Below are 4,071 nucleotides of genomic sequence, written 5' to 3'. Positions count from 1 at the left end.
GGCCGGGGCCCCGGCAGCAGCTGCAGCTGCCATGCCGGGCGAGCGGCCCTCGCGCCGCTGGCTGGGCCTGCTGATGGCATCGTATTTCTGCGCCGGCTTCGGCTACGTGGTGAGCGCCACCTTCATCGTGGACATCGTTGAGAAGATGCCCCTGCTGCGCGGCCAGGGGGCGCTGGTCTGGGTGGTGGTGGGTGTGGCGGCCGTGCCCTCCAGCCTGGTGTGGGACCGGCTGGCGGCCCGGCTGGGGCAAGTCCGGGCGCTGCTGCTGGCCTATGGCCTGCAGATCGTCTCGATCGTGCTGCCGGCGCTGAGTGGCGCACCGCTTTGGAACCTCGCCAGCGCGGCGCTCTACGGCGGCACCTTCGCCGGCATCGTCAGCCTGACGCTGGCGCTCATCGGGCGGCGCTACCCGGACAACCCCGCCAAGGCGATGGCGCGCCTGACGCTGAGCTACGGGGCTGCGCAGGTCATCGCCCCCGCCATGACCGGCGCCATCGCCACGGCGACGGGCAGCTACGCGGGTGCGCTGGTGGCCACGGCCGCCGTCATGCTGGTGGGCATGGCGATGCTGGTGGGGCTGCAGCGGGCCGAGCGCAGCGCCTGAGGCAGGGCGCGCGCGGGCCGCGCCATCGACCCCGGGCGCGGCGCCGGATGCGCCACAATCGCTCCCATGCTGATGTACCCGCAGATCGACCCCGTGGCCCTGCAGATCGGGCCGCTGGCCATCCACTGGTACGGCCTGACCTACCTGGCCGGCTTTGCGCTGTTCATGCTGCTGGGCAACCTGCGCCTGCGCCATGCCCCCTACGCCACGCTCGGCTGGACGCGCAAGGACGTGGAGGACATCCTGTTCCTCGGGGTGCTGGGCGTGGTGGTAGGCGGGCGGCTGGGCTACTGCCTGTTCTACAAGCCGGGCTACTACCTGGCGCACCCGCTGGAGGTTTTCGCCATCTGGCAGGGTGGCATGAGCTTTCATGGCGGCCTGCTGGGGGTGATCGGCGCCATGCTGTGGTTCGCCCACTCGCGCGGGCGGCCGTGGCTGCAGGTGGTGGACTTCGTCGCGCCCTGCGTGCCCACAGGCCTGGCGGCCGGGCGCATCGGCAACTTCATCAATGGCGAGCTCTGGGGGCGGTTCGCCTCGCCCGAGCTGCCCTGGGGCATGGTGTTCCCGCAAAGTGGCTCGATGCTGCCGCGCCATCCGTCGCAGATCTACCAGTTCCTGCTGGAGGGGTTGCTGCTGTTCGTGCTGCTGTGGCTGTACGCGCGCCGCCCGCGCCGACGCGGCGAGGTGGCGGCGGCCTTCCTGGTGGGCTATGGCGCGCTGCGGTTCATCGCCGAGTATTTCCGCGAGCCCGACGCCTTCCTCGGATTGCTGGGGCTGGGTCTGTCCATGGGCCAGTGGCTGTGCCTGCCGATGATCGCCGCCGGTGTGCTGCTGTGGCTGTGGGCGCAGCGCCAGCCGGCAAGCGCTGCCGCCCGAGGCCGCGCGCCATCCAGGTGACTGCGGCCGTGGCCTGGGGCGCTATGATTTTCATCGTCCTGTCTTTTCTGCTGCGCTGCCCACCAGCCGCGGCTGCATCCCGACCTTCCTCTCCACGATGAACGCAACTTCTTGGCTCTCGCGCAGCGTCGGCCGCCCGCGACCGGCGGCAGACGAGCAACCCCCCCAGCCAGCCTCCAAGGGGGCGCCTCCCGAGCGCAGCACGCACGAACGCCTGCAGGCAACGCTGCGCCGCGCCGGTGAGGCCCTGTCGCCGCGCATGTTGCGGCGCCTGCTGGAAGACCTGCAGGCCGTGGCCGCCGAGCGCGTGAGCGAGATCGAGGCGGGTCGCCGGGCCGAGGCCGTGGCTCGGTGGTACGCCCAGGCGGCGCCAGAGGAGCGGCGCGACCTGTGGCTGCTGATCTGCGAGCAGTTCGCCGCGGACGCCACCCAGGTGAAGGCGGCGCAGCTGCGCTATGAGGAGGCCGCGGGCACCGAGGAGGCACCCCAGGCGGAGGCGCACCTGCGCCGTGCCCTGGTGTCGCCGCGCACGCGCCTGCTGCAGCGCTTTGCTGTCTTCCCGGATGGATTGCGTTTCCTGGTCGAGCTGCGCGCCGAACTGCTGCCGCGCTTGCGCGGTGACAAGCGCCTGATGCCGCTGGACGTCGAGCTGGAGCAGCTGTTTTCCACTTGGTTCGACGTGGCCTTCCTGGAGCTGCGTCGCCTGTCCTGGGATTCGCCGGCGTCGCTGCTGGAGAAGCTCATCAAGTACGAGGCGGTGCACGACATCAAGAGCTGGGCCGATCTGAAGAACCGGCTCGACAGCGACCGGCGCTGCTACGGCTTTTTCCATCCGCGCATGCCCGACGAACCCCTGATCTTCGTCGAGGTGGCGCTGGAGAGCGAGATCACGGCGAGCATCACGCCGCTCCTGGACGAGGCGGCCGCGCAGGCCGACATCCAGCGCGCCACCACCGCCATCTTCTATTCCATCAGCAGCACGCAGCCGGGGCTGCGCGGCGTGAGCTTCGGCGATTCGCTCATCAAGCACGTGGTGGAGACGCTGACCGCGGAATTTCCGCGCCTGCGCACCTTCGCCACCCTGTCGCCCATTCCGGGCTTTCGCGCTTGGCTGGGCAAGCACGGTGCGGCCCAGCTCGAGGAACTGCCCGACAAGGAGCGCCGGGCGCTCGAGCGCGCCGTCCTGCCCGAGGGCGAGACAGAGTTCCAGTTCGCCCAGCTGCTGGCTGCCGCCGACCAGCAGGCGCTGGAGCTGCCGGCCAAGGCGCCGCTGCGCCAGTTCCTGTTGCGCTGCGCTGCGCGCTACCTGGGGCGCGAGCTGGACAAGAAGGGGCGGCCCGCCGATCCGGTGGCGCGCTTTCACCTGGGCAACGGGGCGCGCGTGGAGCGGCTGAACTGGGCGGGCGATCCCTCGCCCAAGGGCCTGCGGCAATCCTTCGGACTGATGGTGAACTACCTCTACGACCTCAAGCGGCTGGACCGGCACCGCGCCATGCTCGCGCAGGGGCGCATTCCGGTCTCGGCCGAGGTCGAGGCCCTGGCGCGACAGCCATGAGCGGGCAGGTCGAGCTGCAGCCTTCGGGTGCGGGCGAAGTGCCCGGCCTGGTGCGCGTGGTGCTGCGCCACGAGGGGCGGCTGAACGCCATGACGCGCGCCATGTGGCGGGAGCTGCGCGCGGTCTTCGAGCGCATCCAGGCAGATCCGCAGGCGCGCTGCGTGCTGATGGAAGGCGCGGGCGAGGCTTTCTGCGCGGGCGGCGACATCTCCGAATACCCGGCCTTCCGCTTCGATGCGGCCCAGCTGCGCGACTTCCATGAGGGCGAGGTCTGGGGCGGGCTGTCGGCCATGCTGGGCTGCGACGTGCCGGTGGTGGCGGCGATTGCCGGCGCCTGCATGGGCGCGGGGGTGGAGATCGCCAGCTGCTGCGATGTGCGCATCGCCGCCGCCGATGCCCGCTTCGGCGCGCCGATCGCGCGCCTGGGCTTTCCCATGGCGCCACGCGAGGCGGCGCTGGTGGCGAGCGCGGTGGGGGAGGGCGTGGCGCGCCAGATGCTGCTGGAGGCGGCGACCTTCGACGCCGGGCGCATGTTCCAGCTGGGCTTCCTGGCGCGCGTGGTCGAGCCCGAGGCGCTGCGCCGCGAGGCCCTCCTGAGCGCCCGGCGCATTGCCGGGCTGGCGCCCGCGGCGGCGCGCATGAACAAGCAGACATTGCGCGCCTGGCGGGAGGCGCGCGCGCCGTGGCCAGCCGATGCGCACGATCCCTACGCCTACGCCGACAGTGCAGAGCACCGCGAGGGCATCACGGCCTTCCTGGCCAAGCGCCCTCCTGCCTTCTGAGCGCGCCGTGTCGTGATCCGGCGGTTTCGCACGCTCCTGTTTCCAGATTCGCCATGCCCACCCCATCGCAGAACCTCTACAGCGCCCTGCGCGCCGCCTTCCCCGCCGACCTGGACCAGGTCGCCGTCGAGGCCACCAGCCCGGCGGGTGAACCCCTGGCCTATACCTGGCGCGACCTGGATCGGGCCAGCGCCCGGCTGGCGAACCTGCTGGGCTCGCTCGGCCTGCCGCCG

4 protein-coding genes and 1 pseudogene are annotated in these 4,071 nt (G+C 71.5%); all 5 read left to right on the top strand.

Annotated elements, in window-relative coordinates; genetic code table 11:
• The coding region (locus A612_RS05700; RefSeq protein WP_040436190.1) for a YbfB/YjiJ family MFS transporter at nucleotides 1-604 on the top strand (604 nt) is incomplete at its 5' end.
• 66 nt (nucleotides 605-670) lie between these two features.
• On the top strand, nucleotides 671-1,501 hold the full coding sequence (gene lgt, locus A612_RS05695) for a prolipoprotein diacylglyceryl transferase (RefSeq protein ID WP_019373566.1): 831 nt from the start codon (nucleotides 671-673) through the stop codon (nucleotides 1,499-1,501).
• A 97-nt stretch (nucleotides 1,502-1,598) separates the two neighbouring features.
• Nucleotides 1,599-3,056, top strand: coding sequence for a malonyl-CoA decarboxylase (locus A612_RS05690; protein WP_040436189.1), 1,458 nt, complete (start codon nucleotides 1,599-1,601; stop codon nucleotides 3,054-3,056).
• Entirely contained in the window at nucleotides 3,053-3,838 is a 786-nt protein-coding gene (locus A612_RS05685) for an enoyl-CoA hydratase/isomerase family protein (protein WP_019373564.1), read from the top strand. Before A612_RS05690 ends, A612_RS05685 begins: the two co-directional genes overlap by 4 nt.
• A 53-nt stretch (nucleotides 3,839-3,891) precedes the next feature.
• Nucleotides 3,892-4,071: pseudogene (locus A612_RS05680) on the top strand (malonyl-CoA synthase); the annotation flags it as partial.

The sequence above is a fragment of the Melaminivora alkalimesophila genome (assembly GCF_000282995.1).
Lineage (GTDB): Bacteria > Pseudomonadota > Gammaproteobacteria > Burkholderiales > Burkholderiaceae_C > Melaminivora > Melaminivora alkalimesophila.
The sequence above is the reverse complement of the archived record's forward strand: the minus strand, read 5'-3'. Positions and strand labels throughout refer to the sequence as shown.

What these genes read in the sequence shown, in the direction of transcription:
- A612_RS05690 (WP_040436189.1), top strand. Translation starts at nt 1,599, where the DNA reads ATGAACGCAACTTCTTGGCTCTCGCGCAGCGTCGGCCGCCCGCGACCG.
- A612_RS05685 (WP_019373564.1), top strand. Translation starts at nt 3,053, where the DNA reads ATGAGCGGGCAGGTCGAGCTGCAGCCTTCGGGTGCGGGCGAAGTGCCC.
- lgt (WP_019373566.1), top strand. Translation starts at nt 671, where the DNA reads ATGCTGATGTACCCGCAGATCGACCCCGTGGCCCTGCAGATCGGGCCG.